This window comes from Pseudomonas nitroreducens (assembly GCF_014204515.1).
Classification (GTDB): Bacteria; Pseudomonadota; Gammaproteobacteria; order Pseudomonadales; family Pseudomonadaceae; genus Pseudomonas; species Pseudomonas nitritireducens_A.
In genome coordinates this window covers 19,414-36,060 of the sequence record NZ_JACHLI010000051.1, presented here as the reverse complement: position 1 = coordinate 36,060, position 16,647 = coordinate 19,414, and the positions used below count along the sequence as shown (strand labels likewise).

The 16,647-nt window shown below is 66.7% G+C and carries 15 protein-coding genes; 12 read left to right on the top strand and 3 right to left on the bottom strand.

Annotated features, from left to right (window positions below):
• Positions 1-180: 180 nt before the first annotated feature.
• Entirely contained in the window at positions 181-1,101 is a 921-nt protein-coding gene (locus tag HNP46_RS33755; RefSeq protein WP_184597995.1) for a LysR family transcriptional regulator, read from the bottom strand.
• A 310-nt stretch (positions 1,102-1,411) separates the two neighbouring features.
• Here HNP46_RS33755 and HNP46_RS33750 point away from each other — a divergent pair, with 310 nt between their 5' ends.
• From HNP46_RS33750 to HNP46_RS33695, 12 genes are all read left to right on the top strand, one after another.
• Entirely contained in the window at positions 1,412-3,772 is a 2,361-nt protein-coding gene (locus HNP46_RS33750) for a TonB-dependent receptor (protein WP_184597993.1), read from the top strand.
• 67 nt (positions 3,773-3,839) lie between these two features.
• The gene (locus tag HNP46_RS33745) at positions 3,840-4,745 is read left to right on the top strand and encodes a TauD/TfdA dioxygenase family protein (RefSeq protein WP_184597990.1); all 906 of its coding nucleotides are present in this window, start codon (positions 3,840-3,842) and stop codon (positions 4,743-4,745) included.
• Between the two features lie 207 nt (positions 4,746-4,952).
• Positions 4,953-5,840, top strand: a complete 888-nt coding sequence (locus HNP46_RS33740) for a TauD/TfdA dioxygenase family protein (protein ID WP_184597987.1) — start codon at positions 4,953-4,955, stop codon at positions 5,838-5,840.
• Between the two features lie 470 nt (positions 5,841-6,310).
• Positions 6,311-7,060, top strand: coding sequence for a GntR family transcriptional regulator (locus HNP46_RS33735; protein WP_138216748.1), 750 nt, complete (start codon positions 6,311-6,313; stop codon positions 7,058-7,060).
• Positions 7,057-8,808, top strand: a complete 1,752-nt coding sequence (locus HNP46_RS33730) for a fumarate reductase/succinate dehydrogenase flavoprotein subunit (protein ID WP_184597984.1) — start codon at positions 7,057-7,059, stop codon at positions 8,806-8,808. The genes HNP46_RS33735 and HNP46_RS33730 overlap by 4 nt, the downstream gene beginning before the upstream one ends.
• Before the next feature lie 265 nt (positions 8,809-9,073).
• The gene (locus tag HNP46_RS33725) at positions 9,074-9,319 is read left to right on the top strand and encodes a 4Fe-4S dicluster domain-containing protein (RefSeq protein WP_024767017.1); all 246 of its coding nucleotides are present in this window, start codon (positions 9,074-9,076) and stop codon (positions 9,317-9,319) included.
• Positions 9,320-9,618: 299 nt separating this feature from the next.
• On the top strand, positions 9,619-11,025 hold the full coding sequence (locus HNP46_RS33720; protein WP_184597981.1) for an ABC transporter substrate-binding protein: 1,407 nt from the start codon (positions 9,619-9,621) through the stop codon (positions 11,023-11,025).
• Positions 11,026-11,075: 50 nt separating this feature from the next.
• Complete coding sequence (locus HNP46_RS33715; RefSeq protein WP_184597978.1) at positions 11,076-11,864, top strand: ABC transporter permease; 789 nt, start codon at positions 11,076-11,078, stop codon at positions 11,862-11,864.
• Positions 11,861-12,709, top strand: a complete 849-nt coding sequence (locus HNP46_RS33710; RefSeq protein ID WP_184597975.1) for an ABC transporter ATP-binding protein — start codon at positions 11,861-11,863, stop codon at positions 12,707-12,709. The genes HNP46_RS33715 and HNP46_RS33710 overlap by 4 nt, the downstream gene beginning before the upstream one ends.
• Positions 12,706-13,677: a HEAT repeat domain-containing protein gene (locus HNP46_RS33705; protein WP_184597972.1), complete on the top strand. Its 972-nt coding sequence runs from the start codon at positions 12,706-12,708 to the stop codon at positions 13,675-13,677. Before HNP46_RS33710 ends, HNP46_RS33705 begins: the two co-directional genes overlap by 4 nt.
• On the top strand, positions 13,674-13,952 hold the full coding sequence (locus HNP46_RS33700) for a DUF971 domain-containing protein (RefSeq protein ID WP_184597969.1): 279 nt from the start codon (positions 13,674-13,676) through the stop codon (positions 13,950-13,952). Before HNP46_RS33705 ends, HNP46_RS33700 begins: the two co-directional genes overlap by 4 nt.
• A gap of 99 nt (positions 13,953-14,051) precedes the next feature.
• Positions 14,052-14,312, top strand: coding sequence for a hypothetical protein (locus HNP46_RS33695; protein WP_184597966.1), 261 nt, complete (start codon positions 14,052-14,054; stop codon positions 14,310-14,312).
• A 4-nt stretch (positions 14,313-14,316) separates the two neighbouring features.
• Here the strand turns inward: HNP46_RS33695 and HNP46_RS33690 are convergent, their stop codons facing one another.
• Both HNP46_RS33690 and HNP46_RS33685 read right to left on the bottom strand, forming a co-directional pair.
• Positions 14,317-14,961 (bottom strand): alpha/beta hydrolase, encoded by a 645-nt coding sequence (locus HNP46_RS33690; RefSeq protein WP_184597963.1) that lies wholly within the window; start codon positions 14,959-14,961, stop codon positions 14,317-14,319.
• Between the two features lie 272 nt (positions 14,962-15,233).
• Complete coding sequence (locus HNP46_RS33685) at positions 15,234-16,517, bottom strand: OprD family porin (protein WP_184598003.1); 1,284 nt, start codon at positions 16,515-16,517, stop codon at positions 15,234-15,236.
• Positions 16,518-16,647 lie beyond the last annotated feature (130 nt).

Genomic DNA, 16,647 nt, shown 5'->3' with positions numbered 1-16,647 from the left:
CCTGCATGCGCGTGCTGATCGTGAGGCTCAACGCAATGGTCAGGGATGGCACTCAGTGGCGAACGGAGAATGGGTGAAAGACAGTTGCTCCTACGTATGCGGAAAACCGGAGTCATGCTGCAATCGCCGGACCTGCCGACGGTTCCCGAACAGCGCCCACTCCCACAGGGAAGGAAAGCCTCACGCCACCTCGCTCTCCACCCCCGCATCAATATCCGCCAGCAGCTCGATCATCGCCCGCGCCGCCGCCGAAAGCCGGTCGCCACTGCGGGTCACGATCCCGCAGCGGGCCTGGAGAATGTCCACGTTATGCGGCAGGTTGCGAAAGTGCAGCCGCACCAGCTCACCGCGCTCGATCGGCTCGCTCACCGCCTCCTCCACTGCAATGCCGATGGCATCGGTCTGGCTGACGATGCGTACCAGCGAGGCCATGTCCTCGCACTGCACGTTGGTGCTGATGTCGATCTTGCCGCTGAGGTTGGCCAGCATCTTCCGCGCGCTGGGCGGGATCAGCGTGGCCGCCAGCGGGTAGGCGAACATGTCGTTGGTGGAGAGGCTCTCCTTGGCCAGCAGCGGGTGCCCCTGGCGGCAGAAGAACAGCCCGCTGCGCGGCTTCAGCGCGCGGGTCTGGAAGTTCGGGTCGGCCTCGAAATGGCGGATGTCGGCGACGAAGAATTCGATCTCCTCGCGGCTCAGGCTGCGCGCCAGGCGCTCCCAGTTGTCCACGCCGAACTGGATGTGGATGCGCGGGTAGCGCTTGACGAAGCGCGACACCGCGTCGGACACCAGCTTCTGCGCCGGCGCCGGCCCGCTGCCGAAGCGCAGTTCTCCCGAGTCCAGCTTGTTCAGCCGGGCGATGGCATGGCTCAGGTTGTTGGCCCCCTGCACCAGGCTCAGCGCGTGCTGCAGCACCACCTGGCCCTCGGGGGTCGGCCGCAAATCCTTGCTGCCACGGTCCACCAGGCGGCAGCCCAGCTCCTGCTCCAGGCCCTGGATGCTGCGGCTGAACGCCGGCTGGGTGATGCCCATGGCGTCGGCGGCGCGGACGAAACTGCGGTGTTCGTTGAGGGCAATGAAGTAGCGGAGCTGGCGCAGATCCATGATGCATTTCCGGCATTGAAAATAGAGGGCAAAGGCATTTGCCGCAGGGGATGCGCTCGTTTTAAATGCAAGTTCTTATTCCGTCAACGAAGAATAAAACAAACATCTATTCTTTTATGAACTAAGAATATAGCTCAGACCAGGAGTCGCCCGATGCCCGCCTTGCACCTCCTTTCCTCGCGAATGTGCCTGTCCCGCTGTCGCTGACAGCCAAAGCCGCACGCACCACTACTGAAAAACGTCGTTCGCCACTTTTGCGTGGCGCGGCCCCGTTTTGCCTGCGATTGGCGCAGGCGGATAAGGACACAGCATGACTTCGAGACATTCGCCCTTCCCCTTCAAACCCCACCGGCTGCGCTGCGCCATTGTGCTGCTGGCCCTGGGCGGTAGCCTGCCGGCGCTCGCCGAGGAAACCGAGGAAAGCAGCACCACCAGCAAGCCAGTCAGCGCCGCGCCGGCCAAGGCCGACGCCACACTGGGCAAGGTCACTGTCACCGCCCGCCGCCGCGAGGAAGACTCGCAGAAGGTGCCCACGCCGATCACCGTGGTCGGCGGCGAAACCCTGGAGACCCAGCGCGTCTACAAGGTGCAGGACCTGCAGCAGATCCTCCCCAGCGTCAACGTCGCCTTCATCCATGCGCGGCAGTCGAGCATCGCCGTGCGCGGGATCGGCAACAACCCGGCCAGCGACGGCCTGGAAGGCAGCGCCGGGGTCTACCTGGACAACGTCTACCTCGGCCGCCCCGGCATGGCGGTGTTCGACCTGCTCGACATCGAGCAGCTGGAACTGCTGCGCGGCCCACAGGGCACGCTGTTCGGCAAGAACACCACGGCCGGCGTGCTGAACATCAGCACCCGCGCGCCGACCTTCAGCCCCGAGCGCAGCGTGGAAGTCTCCGGTGGCCAGGATGGCTACTTCCAGGGCAAGGGCACCGTCTCCGGCGCGCTGACCGACACCCTCGCCGGGCGCGTCTCGGCCTACCGTACCCGCGACGACGGCTACATCAAGAACATCCACGACGACAACTACCTCAACGGCGGCGAGCGCCAGGGCATCCGCGGGCAACTGCTGTTCAAGCCCAACGAGGACTTCGACCTGCGCTGGATCAACGACTACAACGAGGAGGATTCCAGCAACGGCAGCATGGTGGTCTACGGAGCCGCCGACCGCTTCTGGCAGCGCGCCGCCGCGGTAGGTGCCTCGCCGATCCGCGATCCGGACAAACACAAGGTCAACATCAACGCCCGCCAGCACGTCAGCGTGCACCAGGGCGGCAGTTCGGTGGAGGCCAACTGGAACCTCAACGGCGGCTACAAGCTGACCTCCATCAGCGCCTACCGCTACTGGCACTTCACCCCGGCCAACGACGAGCAGCTCGATGTCTCGGCGATCAACAACACCGGCGTGGAAGTCCACGACCGCCAGTTCTCCCAGGAAATCCGCCTGGCCTCGCCCACCGGCGGCTTCTTCGACTACGTGCTGGGCGCCTACGCGTTCAACCAGAACCTGGGCAACAAGACCTTCACCAGCTACGGCCCGCTGGCCGACCGCTACCTGCTGGGCACCGACCTGAACGCACTGAACAACACCTACTCGAAAGCCAACGGCAAGATCGAGACCGACAGCTTCGCGCTGTTCGCCCAGGGCACCTGGCACCTCACCGACAAGCTGGACTTCACCGCCGGCCTGCGCGGCACCTACGAAGAAAAGGACGCCAAGGTGCAGCGGTTCTCGCCAGTGGGTGGTACACCCGCCACCGGAGCCGGCGCGGTGGTGCGGCGCAACCAGCTGGGCGCCTATGACTCGGGTGACCTCAGCCTCTACAGCTTCGCGCCCTCGGCGCTGCTGAGCCTGAGCTACCAGTTCACCGACGACCTGCTGGGCTATGCCTCGCTGTCCCATGGCGAGAAATCCGGCGGCGTGAACCTCGCCGTGGCCAGCGCGCCAACGGCCGGCGCCGATTCCCTGCTGGTCGGCCCGGAGCGCGCCAACGATGCCGAACTGGGGATCAAGACCACCCTGTTCGACAACCGCCTGCAGCTGAACACCAACCTGTTCTGGACCGGCATCCACGGCTACCAGGCGACCACCCTGTACCAGCCGCCAGGCTCGACCCAACTGGTCTCGGTGCTCTCCAACGCCGGCAGCGTGCGTTCGCGCGGCCTGGAGTTCGAGGCTACCGCCCTGCCCGTTCGCGGCCTGACGCTGAACTTCAACGGCTCCTACAACGACGTCACCTACCTGTCGTTCAAGGACGCCCCGTGCCCGGCGGAAGTCTCCACGCAGCCCGGCGCGCCGGCCACCTGCGACCTCACCGGGCAGCGCGTGGTGGGCGCCTCGAAGTGGATCGCCAACCTCAACGGCGAATACGCCTGGAACCTCGACGACGGCATCCGCCCCTACGTCAGCGGCAGCTACTCCTACCGCTCCGAGGCCGAGGGCACGCTGGACAACTCCGACCTCTCGAAGATCGACGGCTACGGCCTGGCGAACTTCTCCGTCGGCCTGCGCAAGGACCTCGGTGACGGCCAGCTGGATGCCTCGGTGTGGCTGAAGAACGCCTTCGACAAGGACTACTACCTGGCCGCCTTCGCCAGCATCAACGGCTCCTACACCGCCTCGGTGGGGCAGCCGCGCACGCTGGGCGCGTCGGTTCGCTACGACTTCTGATCCCCATCCGCCGCGCTCCCGGCGCGGCGCCATTGCAGTACCCCTGTGACAGCAAGAGGACGATGAGATGAGCCATGCAGCACAAGCAATCCAACATGACATTCTGACCCTGGATATCCACCCGGTGGCTGGCCGCATCGGCGCCGAGATTCGCGGCGTGAAGCTGTCCGGCGAGCTGGACGCCGCCACCGTCGAGGCCATCCAGGCCGCGCTGGTGAAGCACAAGGTGATCTTCTTCCGTGGCCAGACGCAGTTGGACGACCCGGGCCAGGAAGCCTTCGCCAAGCTCCTCGGCAAACCGGTGGCACACCCCACCGTGCCGGTGCAGGAAGGCACCCACTACCTGCTGGAACTGGACGGCGCCCAGGGCCGCCGCGCCAACTCCTGGCACACCGACGTGACCTTCGTCGACGCCTATCCCAAGGCCTCGATCCTGCGCAATGTGGTAGCTCCGGAGTCCGGCGGCGACACCGTGTGGGCCAACACCGCCACCGCTTATGACGACCTGTCGCCCGAGCTGAAGACCCTGGCCGACTCGCTCTGGGCGGTGCACAGCAACGAATACGACTACGCGAGCATCAAGCCCAACGTCGACCCGGCGCGCCTGGAGGAGTACCGCAAGGTGTTCACCTCCACCGTCTACGAGACCGAGCACCCGGTGGTCCGCGTGCACCCGGAAAGCGGCGAGAAGACCCTGCTGCTGGGGCACTTCGTCAAGCGCCTGAAGGGCCTCTCGCAGCTTGACTCGGCGCACCTGTTCGCCGTGCTGCAGAGCCACGTCACCCGCCTGGAGAACACCGTGCGCTGGCGCTGGCAGCCGGGCGACGTGGCCATCTGGGACAACCGCGCGACCCAGCACTACGCCGTCGACGACTACGGCACCCAGCCGCGCATCGTGCGCCGCGTGACCCTGGACGGCGACGTGCCGGTGGGGGTCGATGGGCAGCGGAGTCGGACGATCAAGAAGGTCTGAGCTCTGGCGTCGAGTGCTAGAGCCCCTCTCCCCAGCCCTCTCCCTGAAGGGAGAGGGAGTATCCGATTGAAGCGCACTTCTCGTGCAGCCCTGCTACCTCGGGTGCAGGGCTGCACCTTAGTTTCGCCTGGCACCGATCCAGTCCCCTCTCCCTTCAGGGAGAGGGTTAGGGAGAGGGCCGCCCATGCCTGAACGGAGCACTGAAGCATGACCCAATCCGCCCTGAAACAACCCACCCCCGAACCCTTCGCCATCATCCCCCTCGATGCCCCGCTGGGCGCCGAAGTCCGCGGCCTCGACGCCCGCGAGCCGCTGACGCCCGAGCAGATCCTGGCAATCAAGCAGGCGCACCGCGAGCACCACATCCTGATCTTCAAGGACCAGCAGCTCGACGATCAGCAGTACCTGCGCTTCGCCACCCTGTTCGGCGCGGTGTTCCAGCCGCCGGCGGATATCCCGGTGCTGTCCTCCGGCGCCGACGGCAAGGCGCCGGACATCGTCAAGGTGGCCAACACCGAGGACGGCGAGCTGGGCAACTTCGCCCTGCCGGCCCACGTCGACCACCAGTGGACGCCAGTGCCCTCTTCCGGCTCCTTCCTCTATGCGCTGGAGGTACCGAAGACCGGCGGCGAAACCCAGTTCACCAACCTCGCCCGCGCCTACGAAACACTGGATGAGACGACCCGCGCCGAGATCGACCCGCTGCGCCTGATCAACTACAACCCGTTCATCCGCCTGAAAAGCGGCGGCTACAACGGCACCTTCGTGCGCTACCGCACCCCGGACATCGAGCCGATCCAGGGCACCGAGCACCCGCTGGTGCGCACCCATCCGGAGAACGGCAGGCGCGTGCTGTTCCTCTCCGTGCACACCGAGGTGGAAATCCCCGGCGCCGATCCGCAACAGGGCGCCGCGCTGGTGGAAAAGCTGCGCGAACACCTGCAGAAGCCCGAGCTGATCTACAGCCACAAATGGTCGGTGGGTGACATCGTCTGGTGGGACAACCAGGCTGTGCTGCACGGGCGCAATGCGTTTCCGGCCAGCGAGAAGCGTCGCCTGAAGCGCATCAGCCTGTCCGGCAGCCGCCCGTTCTGAGCCGACCGTAGGGCGCATAACCTGGAACAGGTTATCCGCCGACCCATGCACGGCGGATAACGCTGGCGCGTTATGCGCCCTACGAAACGGGACTCTGGTGCCTGGGCTTGCCCTCACCCCAGCCCTCTCCCGAAGGGAGAGGGAGCCGTTCGGCGCGAGAGGCGACAATGAAGTCAGCCGGCGAGCGCCGGACTAAACGCCGCTCAAGACAGTCCCTCTCCCTCAGGAGCGGGGCGCGCAGCCAGGGTCAGGATGAGGGACTCCTGATCCCGTAGGAACGGACCCCGTCCGCGATCACCTCCAGGCCACTCATGACCTGAGCGTGGGTTCGCGAGCAAGCTCGCTCCTACAAAAACCGCTCCGAAAAACCCTGCCACCAGCGCTCTCTATGCTTATGCGAAATCGTTTCTTGTCCTGAATCAACTATTCTTTTTATCCTTTCTGCAACTCGTCATAACAAGTTATGAACTATGGCCGAACTACTCCCCCTCTCCCCCGTTCCCCTGTACAGCCAGCTCAAGGAAGTCCTGCGCACGCGCATCCTCGACGGCACCTATCCGCCGCTCAGCCGCATGCCCTCGGAAGCCGAGCTGGGCAAGGCCTTCGAGGTCAGCCGCATCACCGTGCGCCAGGCCCTGGGCGACCTGCAGAAGGAAGGGCTGATCTTCAAGATCCACGGCAAGGGCACCTTCGTCGCCAAGCCCAAGGCGTTCCAGAACGTCAGCACCCTGCAGGGCCTGGGCGAATCCATGACCCAGCGCGGCTATGAAGTGATCAACCGCCTGCGTAGCTTCAAGACCGTGCCCGCCAACGCCCAGGTCGCCGCCCGCCTGCAGGTGGCCGAGGGTGACAACGTGGTGCAGATCAAGCGCGCCCGCCTGGTCAATCGCGAGCTGGTGTCGCTGGAGATCACCTGGCTGCCCGAGCACGTTGGCAAGCGCCTGGAGAAGGCCGACCTGGTCAGCCGCGACATCTTCCTGATCCTCGAGAACGACTGCGCCCTGCCCCTGGGCCATGCCGACCTGGCCATCGACGCCATCCTCGCCGACGCCGAACTGGCCCGCGCGCTGGAGGTGGAGGAAGGCTCGCCGGTGATGCGCATCGAGCGCCTGACCCACACCGCCGACGGCGCACCGCTGGACTACGAACACCTCTACTACCGCGGCGACGCCTTCCAGTACCGCCTGCGCATCGACCGCCACAAGGGACAGCATCAATGAGCCAGTTCGACCTCTCCCAGGTTCCCGCGGACAAGGAACTCGCCTACGACATCGTGGTGATCGGCGGCGGCACCGCCGGCCCGATGGCCGCGATCAAGGCCAAGGAAACCAACCGCGAGTTGCGCGTCCTGCTGGTGGACAAGGCCAACGTCAAGCGCAGCGGCGCCATCAGCATGGGCATGGACGGCCTGAACAACGCCATCATTCCCGGGCACGCCACGCCCGAGCAGTACACCAAGGAAATCACCATCGCCAACGACGGCATCGTCAACCAGGCGGCGGTCTACGCCTACGCCACCCACAGCTTCGAGACCCTGCAGCAGCTGGACCGCTGGGGCGTGAAGTTCGAGAAGGACGAGGTCGGCGACTACGCGGTGAAGAAGGTCCACCATATGGGCGCCTACGTGCTGCCCATGCCCGAGGGCCACGACATCAAGAAGGTGCTGTACCGCCAGCTCAAGCGCGCGCGCATCGAGATCACCAACCGCCTCGTCGTCACCCGCCTTCTCACCGATGCCGAGGGCGCGGTCAACGGCCTGCTCGGTTTCGACTGCCGCACCGCCCAGTTCCAGGTGATCCGCGCCAAGGCCGTGGTGCTGGCCTGCGGCGCCGCCGGGCGCCTGGGTCTGCCCTCGTCCGGCTACCTGATGGGGACCTACGAGAACCCCACCAATGCCGGCGACGGCTACGCCATGGCCTACCACGCGGGGGCGGAGCTCTCGAACCTGGAGTGCTTCCAGATCAACCCGCTGATCAAGGACTACAACGGCCCGGCCTGCGCCTACGTCACCGGCCCGCTGGGCGGCTACACCGCCAACTCCAAGGGCGAGCGCTTCATCGAGTGCGACTACTGGAGCGGCCAGATGATGTGGGAGTTCCACCAGGAACTCGAAGGCGGCAACGGCCCGGTGTTCCTCAAGCTCGACCACCTGGCCGAGGAAACCATCCAGACCATCGAGGAAATCCTCCACAGCAACGAGCGCCCCAGCCGCGGCCAGTTCCACGCCAATCGCGGCACCGACTACCGCCAGCAGATGGTCGAGATGCACATCTCCGAGATCGGTTTCTGCTCCGGCCATTCGGCCTCCGGCGTATGGGTCAACGAGAAGGCCGAGACCAGCGTCAGGGGCCTGTACTCGGCCGGCGACATGGCGGCGGTGCCGCACAACTACATGCTCGGCGCCTTCACCTACGGCTGGTTCGCCGGCGCGAACGCCGCACAGTACGTGGCCGGGCGCGAGTTCAGCGAGGTCGATGCCATCCAGGTCGAGCGCGAGCGCGAACGCGTGTTCGCCCCACTCAAGCGCGAGCACGGCCTGCCACCGGCGCAGGTGGAGTTCAAGCTGCGGCGGATGGTCAACGACTACCTGCAGCCACCCAAGGTGACGAAGAAGATGGAGATCGGCCTGCAGCGCTTCGCCGAGATCGCCCGCGACCTGGACCAGCTCAAGGCGAACAACCCCCACGAGCTGATGCGCGCCATGGAAGTCAGCGTGATCCGCGACTGCGCCGAAATGGCCGCCCGCGCCTCGCTGTTCCGCACCGAAAGCCGCTGGGGCCTGTATCACCATCGGGTCGACTACCCGCTGCGCAACGACGCCGAGTGGTTCTGCCATGCGCACCTGAAGAAGGGCGAGGACGGCGCAATGACCAGCTTCAAGAAGCCCATAGAGCCCTATGTGATCGCGCTGGATGAGGATGAGCAGCAGGCTTACGGGAAGCTGCGGGTGAAGAGCGAGGCGGCTTGAATTTTTCGTGCCCTGAAGAGCCCCTCACCCCAGCCCTGGCTGCGCGCCCCGCTCCTGAGGGAGAGGGAGCCGTTCGGCACGATTAGCGACAACGGAGTCAGCCGGCGAGCGCTGATTTCCTCACCGCTCAGGACAGTCCCCTCTCCCCCTGGGAGAGGGTTAGGGTGAGGGAAGGCCCGAGCCCCAGAACCACCCCAGGAACACCGAACAGAATCAGCCGACCGCCAAGACAGCCGGCAAAGCAACACGATGAGGACCGCGTGCAATGGCCTACCAACCCCAGGAAATCTTCTTCCGCTCCAGCGCCCCGGTGACGGTGGACGAGGACAAGTGCATCGCCGACAAGGGCTGCACCGTCTGCGTCGAGGTCTGCCCGATGGACCTGCTGGCGATCAACCCCGCCACCCAGAAGGCCTACATGGCCTTCGACGAATGCTGGTACTGCATGCCCTGCGAAAAGGACTGCCCGACCGGCGCCGTGCGAGTCGAAATCCCCTACCTGCTGCGTTGACCCTGCTGTCCCGGGAGATGCCGTAGGGCGCATAACGCGCCAGCGTTATCCGCCGCTGACTGACCGGCGGATAACCTGTTCCAGGTTATGCGCCCTACGGTGCTGCTCTGTAGGAGCGAGCTTGCTCGCGAACCAGGGCCGGCAGAGAGCTGTTCGCGTGCAGGCTCGCTCCTACGAAAAGCCCCATAAGAAACGCCATCCGGCCCCACCGCCGGACGCCTGATGCACCGCCCCTCGTTTCCCACCGCAAGGCCTGCGGCGGAGACGATTCCAACACTCACGATTCGAGGGGAACACCCATGACCTTGCGCACCACCCTGGCCGGCCTCGCGCTCGCCATTGCCAGCATCACTGCCCACGGCGAGACCATCCGCGTCGCCATCGGCACCCAGGACACCACCATCAACTGCGCCGCCGGCGGCCTGTTGATCCGCGAACTCGGCCTGCTCGACAAGTACCTGCCCCACGACGGCGCGTACAAGGACGCGCAGTACGACATCCAGTGGAAGAACTTCACCAGCGGCGCGCCGCTGACCAACGAGATGGTCGCCGGCAAGCTCGATTTCGGCGCCATGGCCGACTTCCCCGGCTCGCTCAACGGCGTCGCCCACGAGGCCGCCGGCAAGCGCAGCCTGTTCATCAGCGTGCTCTCGGGCAGCATCGAGGGCAGCGGCAACGGCATCGTCGTGCCCGCCTCGTCCAAGGTGCAGTCGCTGGCCGAGCTCAAGGGCCAGACCATCTCCGTGCCCTTCGCCTCCACCGCCCACGGCCTGCTGCTGCGCGCCATCGCCGCACAAGGCTGGGACCCGGAGAAGGACGTCACCATCATCGCGCAGCCGCCGGAAGTCGCCGGCTCCGCGCTGCAGGCCAACAAGATCGCCGCCCACGCCGATTTCGTGCCCTTCGCCGAGCTGTTCGAGAGCCGTGGCATCGCCCGCAAGATCTACGACGGTTCCCAGGCCAAGGCGCCGACCTTCCACGGCGCGCTGGTGGAAGCCGACTACGCGCAGAAGTACCCGGAGATCGTCGAGGCCTACCTGCGCGCCACCTACGAGGCCAACCAGCTGCTGGCGCAGGACCCGGAGAAATACAGCGAACTGATCGAGAAGGTCGCCGGCATCCCCGCCGAGGTGAACTACCTGTTCCACGGCCCGCTCGGCCTGCAGACCCGCGACCTGACCTGGAAGCCGGAATACCGCCAGGCCGTGGCCACCGCCATCGACACCCTCAAGCTGCTGAAGAAGGCCGACCGCGGCCTGAACGTCGAGCAGTTCGTCGACGACCGATACATCCGCGCGGCCTTCAAGGCGTCCGGCGCCGACTACGAGCAGGCACTGAAGAACTACGCGCAGCAGCCGCTGCTGGGTAACGATGCGCTGACCGGCAAGCCGATCGGCGATACCCGCAAGGTCGCGCAGATCTGGGTGCGCGGCGAGCCGAAGGTGCGCAGCTATGCCTCCGCCAAAGAGGCGCTGGGCCAACTGGCCGAACTCAAGCAACAGGGCAAGAACATCCGCGCGGTGTACGCCCAGGCCAGCGACAGCGGCATCAAGCTGCTCGCCGGGCAGGCCTGGTTCGTGCGCGGCAAGGACGGCGCGCTGGATGCCTTCCTGCTGCGCGAACAGGCCGACGCCTTCGCCCGCCAGCACGGTGGCGAGGTCGCCGACTTCGCCGCCGCCAGCCAGCAGGCCGTGGCCAGCCGCTGAATCGACAACCAGCCCCGGCGCCTGCGCGCCGGGGCTGGCGGAGACCGCAGATGAACACCAACACCCTCACCCGCTGGAGCCTGCGCCTGGCCTCGCTGCTGGTCTGCCTCGCGCTCTGGCAGGTGCTCAGCGCGCGCCACGTGAACCTCGGCGTGGTCACCTTCGCCAACGTGCCCGGCCCGCGTGACGTGCTGGACGCCGCCTGGAACCTCGCGCAATCGAGCAAGCTCGGCCGCCACCTGGGCAGCAGCCTGCTGCGGGTGCTCGCCGGCTACCTGCTGGCGGCCTTCGCCGGCATCCTCCTCGGGCTGCTCATCGGCCGTGGCCGCTGGGCGCGCGACAGCCTGCTGCCGCCGCTGGAAGTGCTGCGGCCGATCCCGGCGGTGGCGTGGATTCCGCTGGCGATCCTGATGTTCCCCAGCTCCGAGCTGTCGATGATCTTCATCACCTTCACCGGCGCGCTGTTCCCCATCCTGCTCAACACCATCCACGGCGTCGAAGCGGTCGACCCGCGCCTGCTCGCCTCCGCCCGCAGCCTCGGCGCCGGACGCCTGGCACTGCTGCGCGAGGTGGTCCTGCCGGGCGCCGCGCCTAGCATCGTCACCGGCCTGGCCATCGGCATGGGCACCTCGTGGTTCTGCCTGGTGACCGCCGAGATGATCTCCGGGCAATGGGGCATCGGCTACTACACCTGGGAGTCCTACACCTTGCAGAACTACCCCGACATCGTCGTCGGCATGCTGCTGATCGGCGTGCTCGGCATGGCCAGCAGCCTGCTGGTGCGCCAGCTCGGCGCCCTGCTCACGCCCTGGCAGCGCCAGGCCGGAGGCAAGCCATGAGTCTGCCCGCCAGTGCGCCGGGGCGCGTACGCGTCGACGGCCTGTCGATCCACCTGGGCCACGGCCGCGATGCCTTCGAGGCCGTGCAGTCGCTGAGCTTCTCCATCGAACCGGGCGAATTCGTCTGCGTGCTTGGCCCTTCCGGCTGCGGCAAGTCCACCCTGCTCGGCGCCCTGGCCGGGCACCTGACGCCCAGCGCCGGCCAGCTGGAAGTGGACGGCGCCAGCGTCGCCGGCCCTTCGCCCGAGCGCGGCATGGTGTTCCAGCACCACACCCTGCTGCCCTGGCGACGGGTGCGTGACAACGTCGCCTTCGGCCTGAAGATGCGCGGCGTGCCCCGCGCCGAGCGCCACCGCCAGGCCGAGGAGATGCTGCAGCTGGTGGGCCTGAGCGGCTTCGCCGATCGCTGGCCCTCGCAACTCTCCGGCGGCATGCAGCAGCGCGTGGAGATCGCCCGCGTGCTGATCAACCAGCCGCGCCTGCTGCTGATGGATGAACCCTTCGGCGCCCTCGACGCGCAGACGCGCATGAGGATGCAGGAGCTGCTGCTGGACATCTGGACGCGCCTGCGCACCAGCGTGCTGTTCATCACCCACGACATCGACGAGGCGCTGTTCCTCGCCGACCGCCTGCTGGTGATGAGCCCGCGCCCCGGGCGCATCCTTGAAGACATCCGCCTCGACTTCGCGCGCCCACGGCACGCCGACCTGCTCACCAGCGCGGACTTCTCCCGGCTCAAGCGCCACTGCCTGGAACTGCTGCGCCACGAAGACGGCCGCCAGCTGCCACGCCTGACCCCGCTGGGCCTGCCCACTCCACAACGGATACCGCGATTCGCCATATGACAGCTTTCAACTTGAATACCGAGAACCCCGACATCCTCGACCTGCAACCGCGCCTGCAGGATGCCGACGCCGGCGTGCGCCGCATCGCCCTGATCGAGCTGGCCGACCTGGAAGAGCCCGACGGCCTGCCCTGGCTCGCCCACGCACTGAACCATGACGCCGCCGCCAGCGTCCGCGCCGAAGCGGCGCGCCTGCTGGAAGCCTGGGAAGAACCCGAGGTGGTGGACGCCCTCTGCCAGGCCCTGGCCGACAGCGACGACGACGTGCGCGAAGCTGCCGCCCAGAGCCTGAGCGAGCTGAAGACCGCCGAGGCTGGCGTGCGCCTGCTGCCCTGGGCGAGCCATACCGACATCTTCGTGCGTCGCAGCGCCCTGCGTGCCCTGCGCGAGCTGCGCCTGGCCGCCGCCGCCGAGCCGGCCCTGGCTGCGCTGGACGACAGCGATGCCGGCGTGCGCCGTGAGGCCGTGGGCATCCTCGGCTGGCTCAAGCGCACCGACGCCCTCCCGCACCTGGCACGCCTGACCCGCGACGATCCGGACGAGGAAGTGCGTCGTGCCGCCGCCGGCGCCCTCGGCCTGGCCATCGACGCCAGCGTGCTGCCGGCCCTGCAGGCGGCACTGGCCGACCCGGCCTGGCAGGTGCGCGAGGAAGCTGCCGGCACCCTGGGCAAGCTGGCCCTGCCCGAGGCTGGCGAAGCACTGGTACAAGCCCTGGAAGACGACTTCTGGCAGGTGCGCCTGCGCGCCGCCCGCTCGCTGGGCAAGCTGCGTTACCTGCCGGCGCTGGAAGGCCTGAAGGTTGTGCTCGGCCATGGCATCAGCAACCTGCGCAAGGAAGCCGCGCTGGCCCTGGGCGAACTGGGCAGCGGCGATGCCATCGAGGCATTGCGCAATGCCGAGAACGACGGTGACCCGGAAGTGCGAAAAGCCGTGCGCATTGCCCTCACTCAGCTGGGTCAGCCGACATGAACACGCCCGTCGCGCTGCACCGTTCCAGCGCCGACGGCGAGCTACGCATCCGCTGGGACGACGGCGTCGAGCAGTGCATCGCCTTCACCCGCCTGCGCAGCGCCTGCCCCTGCTCGCAGTGCCGGGCGGCGCGCCTGCGTGGGCGGATCGACATGGCGCCGGCCGGGGTCGTCCTGCAGCAGCTGAACCTGCAGGGCTACGGCGTGCAACTGGTGTTCGACGACGGCCACGACCGCGGTATCTATCCCTGGGAATACCTGCGCGAGCTGAGCTGAGCGCAACGCCGCCTGCCGTCGGAAAGCCCGCCCACAGCCGCGAGGCGACTAGACTTGCCTCGCAGTAACGGCACGGCCCCACCGACGGAGGAAGCCACCATGCACAAAGCCACACTGACCCTGGCCACGCTCCTGCTGCTGGGCGGCACGACGGGGCTTGTCCACGCCGAGGGCGACATCGCCAAGGATGTGCGCGATCTGCACCGCGATATCGACAAGGGCGTCGACCACGACGCCAAGGAAATCGACAAGGGCTACAAGCACGACAAGGACGAAGTGGAAAAGGCCGACGACCACCTCGACAAGGAGCGCCACAAGGAAGACAAGCACCTGGACAAGGAGTGGAAGAAGGACCTCTGAGCGGCTATTCCACGCTCCGCTGCAGATGCTCGACCACCCGCTCCACCGCGCGCTCCAGGCAGCCCTTGAAGAAGTGATCAGCGCCGGTGTAGAGCAGCACCTCACGCTGCAGCGGGCGCGCCCAGTCCAGCAGATTGGCCAGCGGCGCCATCTCGTCCACCTCGCCGTGCAGCAGCAGGCAATCGCCGGGTACCGCCTGCGCGGGGTAGTCGCGGCCACCGGGCACGGTGCCCACCGGTAGGCCCATCAGCGCGAGAGCATCGGCCGGCGGTGACAGCTCACTGGCGACACGGGCGAACACGTACGCACCAAAGGAGAAGCCCACCAGCGCCAGCGGCAGGTCGGGATACTCATCGCGCAGGTGCGCGATCACCGCCAGCATGTCCTGCGCCTCGCCAATGCCTTCGGCGTACTCGCCTTCGCTGCCATCCACGCCCCGAAAGCTCGGTCGCACGGTCAGCCAGCCAGCGCTACAGAGTTTGCGCGAAAGCGTCAGCGGCACTCGGTGCTTGGGGCTGCCGCCGAGTAGCGGCTGCGGATGGCTGATCAGCGCAATGCCTTTCACCGCCACAGCCGGCCGGTCGATCAGCAACTGCAGCTTGCCTGCCGGGCCATCGATCAGGTGTGTGCTGCGCTGTTCTTCGGACATCGACTCTACTCGCGGACAGGGACGGAGCGCCGATTGTAGCGCCCCGCCCGCACTCCAGGCGCGCAGAAGACCGCCCTTGCAGGGCGGATAGCGCTGGCGCGTCATGGGCCCGGCGAGCCGAGAACATCTGCGCGTGACGTCGGGTCCTGCAGGAGCGAGCTTGCTCGCGAACCGCTTGCCGCTGAAGCGGCCGGGTAATCCATTCGCGAGCAAGCTCGCTCCTACGAAGAGCCCCTGGGGCGACCCTCAACAAGGTGCGGCATTGGCGCCTGTTACAGGATCGACAGCGGGTAGTCGACGATCAGGCGGAACTCGTTGACGTCGCCTTCGGCCTGGTCGGCGTTGCCGCGGTGGATCGCCTCGCGCAGGCGCAAGGACAGGTCCTTGGCCGGCCCGGATTGCACCACGTACCTGGCTTCCAGGTTGGTCTCGTGGTGCTTGCCGTCCTCACCGTAGCCATAGCCGCGGTACTGGCTGTCGGCGGCCATCTTCGTCCCGTCGATGCCGTGACCATTGACGTAGCGGGCCATGAAGCTCAGGCCAGGGATGCCATAGGAGGCCATCGCCAGGTCGTAGCGCAGCTGCCAGGACTTCTCTTCCGGACCGTTGAAGTCCGAGTACTGGATGGAGTTGGCAAGGAAGATCGAGTCGCCGGTATCGCCGGGACCGTTGACGCCGAATGCCACGTAGTCGAACGGCGTATCGCCGTGGACCTTCTGGTAGGCCAGGGTCAGGGTGTGCGCGGTGAGGAAGGTGTACGCGGCGGCGGCGGACCAGGTGGTGTTGTTGATGTCACCGGCCTTGGCGCTGCCATCGTCGTTGGTGCGGTAGAGGTTGAAGTCGAAGTTCAGCGACTGGTCGTCCGCCAGCGCCAGCGTGTAGTTGGCGTTGCCGTAGTACTGCCGCCACACGTCTTCCAGCTTGGAGGCGTAGAGCGAGAAGTTCAGCGTGTCGTTGACCGCGTACTTGCCGCCCACATAGTCGATGCTGCTGGCCTCGACGTTGGCGTAGGAGGCCCAGATGCCGTGGTCGCCGTTGGTGGTCACCGGACCATTGCCGCCGGTGAAATGGCCGCCGTCCAGGTCCAGCCCGGCGATCTCGCTGCTGAGCACGTTGAAGCCGGTGGCGGTCTGCGGGAATAGGCGCGTGCCACCAGCGGCGAATACCGGCGCGGTAGGTTGCAGGTCACCCCAGCGCAGCTCGGTCTTCGACACGCGCAGCTTCACGGCGCCGCCAGCGCGGCCGTATTCGCTTTCCGGCGAACCATCGTCACGCACAGGCAGGTTGCCGGTACCGGAGGTGCCGGCGCCGCCATCCAGGCGGATGCCCCAGTTGCCGAAGGCCTCGACGCCGAAGCCCACGGTGCCCTGGGTAAAGCCGGAGCTGTAGTTCAGCGAGAAGCCCTGGGTCCAGTCCTTGCGGTCGCGGTCGCCGGATTTGCGGTCGCTGTTGTAGTAGTAGTTGCGCAGCAGCAGCGAGGCCGTGCTGCCTTCGATGAAGCCGGTGGCTTCGGACTGGTCGGCAACCACGGCGGCGTGGGCCAGTTGGAACGGCATGCCGGCGGCGCTTGCCCCCAGGCATGCACCGAGCAATGTGAGTCGGAACGCGGACATCTGCTACCCCTTTGTTGGACTTGTCTTGGCAGGTGTATCGATTGAATGCTGAACAACTTTCTTATGTTGTCCT

Bases quoted from the DNA above. Each gene is read 5' to 3' on its own strand.
- HNP46_RS33755 (WP_184597995.1), bottom strand. From the start codon at position 1,101: ATGGATCTGCGCCAGCTCCGCTACTTCATTGCCCTCAACGAACACCGC.
- HNP46_RS33750 (WP_184597993.1), top strand. From the start codon at position 1,412: ATGACTTCGAGACATTCGCCCTTCCCCTTCAAACCCCACCGGCTGCGC.
- HNP46_RS33745 (WP_184597990.1), top strand. From the start codon at position 3,840: ATGAGCCATGCAGCACAAGCAATCCAACATGACATTCTGACCCTGGAT.
- HNP46_RS33740 (WP_184597987.1), top strand. From the start codon at position 4,953: ATGACCCAATCCGCCCTGAAACAACCCACCCCCGAACCCTTCGCCATC.
- HNP46_RS33735 (WP_138216748.1), top strand. From the start codon at position 6,311: ATGGCCGAACTACTCCCCCTCTCCCCCGTTCCCCTGTACAGCCAGCTC.
- HNP46_RS33730 (WP_184597984.1), top strand. From the start codon at position 7,057: ATGAGCCAGTTCGACCTCTCCCAGGTTCCCGCGGACAAGGAACTCGCC.
- HNP46_RS33725 (WP_024767017.1), top strand. From the start codon at position 9,074: ATGGCCTACCAACCCCAGGAAATCTTCTTCCGCTCCAGCGCCCCGGTG.
- HNP46_RS33720 (WP_184597981.1), top strand. From the start codon at position 9,619: ATGACCTTGCGCACCACCCTGGCCGGCCTCGCGCTCGCCATTGCCAGC.
- HNP46_RS33715 (WP_184597978.1), top strand. From the start codon at position 11,076: ATGAACACCAACACCCTCACCCGCTGGAGCCTGCGCCTGGCCTCGCTG.
- HNP46_RS33710 (WP_184597975.1), top strand. From the start codon at position 11,861: ATGAGTCTGCCCGCCAGTGCGCCGGGGCGCGTACGCGTCGACGGCCTG.
- HNP46_RS33705 (WP_184597972.1), top strand. From the start codon at position 12,706: ATGACAGCTTTCAACTTGAATACCGAGAACCCCGACATCCTCGACCTG.
- HNP46_RS33700 (WP_184597969.1), top strand. From the start codon at position 13,674: ATGAACACGCCCGTCGCGCTGCACCGTTCCAGCGCCGACGGCGAGCTA.
- HNP46_RS33695 (WP_184597966.1), top strand. From the start codon at position 14,052: ATGCACAAAGCCACACTGACCCTGGCCACGCTCCTGCTGCTGGGCGGC.
- HNP46_RS33690 (WP_184597963.1), bottom strand. From the start codon at position 14,961: ATGTCCGAAGAACAGCGCAGCACACACCTGATCGATGGCCCGGCAGGC.
- HNP46_RS33685 (WP_184598003.1), bottom strand. From the start codon at position 16,517: ATGCCGTTCCAACTGGCCCACGCCGCCGTGGTTGCCGACCAGTCCGAA.